The sequence below is a fragment of the Bradyrhizobium stylosanthis genome, from assembly GCF_001641335.1.
GTDB classification, from domain to species: domain Bacteria; phylum Pseudomonadota; class Alphaproteobacteria; order Rhizobiales; family Xanthobacteraceae; genus Bradyrhizobium; species Bradyrhizobium stylosanthis.
This window is the reverse complement of the sequence record NZ_LVEM01000019.1, coordinates 1-680: the sequence shown is the minus strand read 5'-3', so window position 1 is coordinate 680 and position 680 is coordinate 1. Positions and strand designations below refer to the sequence as shown.

Annotated in this window: 1 protein-coding gene; it reads right to left on the bottom strand. The window is 63.5% G+C overall.

Features of this window, described 5'->3' with window-relative positions:
- On the bottom strand, nucleotides 1–625 hold a 625-nt coding region (locus A7X65_RS40355), incomplete at its 3' end, for a DUF3060 domain-containing protein (RefSeq protein WP_156528471.1).
- Nucleotides 626–680: the final 55 nt, after the last annotated feature.

The window sequence follows — 680 nt, the reverse complement described above, 5'->3', positions numbered from 1 at the left end:
CGCTCACCGTGATCGTCTCGTTGCTGCCGGTCAGCGTCACCGTCGACTGGTTGCTGGCGATCCCTACCGTATCGTTGCTGCCAACGAGCGTCGTCGTGCTCGATATGGTGGAGTTGACCCCGATGGTCGACCCCGATGCATTCACCGTGGCATAGTTGCCGTTGATGTTGACGTTCGCCCCGGTGCTCGTCAGCGTCGCACTGTCGCTCGTGCCACTCAGCACAGTGACAAGCCCGGTTCCGCTCAGCGTCACCGTGTCGTTCATGCCGGCCAGCGTCACAAAGCGCGCACCAGACGTACTCAGCGTGATGAAGTTCCCGCTCAGCGTCAACCAGTCGCTGCTGCCGATCAACGTCACCGACTGGCTGTTCCCCGTAAGCTGCACAAAGTCGGTGTTCCCGATCACCGTCGCCGAGTTGCCGGCGCCGGAAAGAACCACTGCTGTGCCCGACAGACCCGATACCGTGCTGCCGGTCCCGTTCAGGTTCACGACCGCATTGGTCGCGCCGGCGCCCACGATCACGGTCTCGTTGCTGCCGTTCAGCGTCACCGTCTCCTGCTGCCCCGTCAGCGACACGGTATTGCCGCTGCCGTTGATCGTCGCCCCGCTGACCGAACCGGTCATCGTCGGTATTGCCGCTGCCGTTGATCGTCGCCCCGCTGACCGAACCGGTCATCGT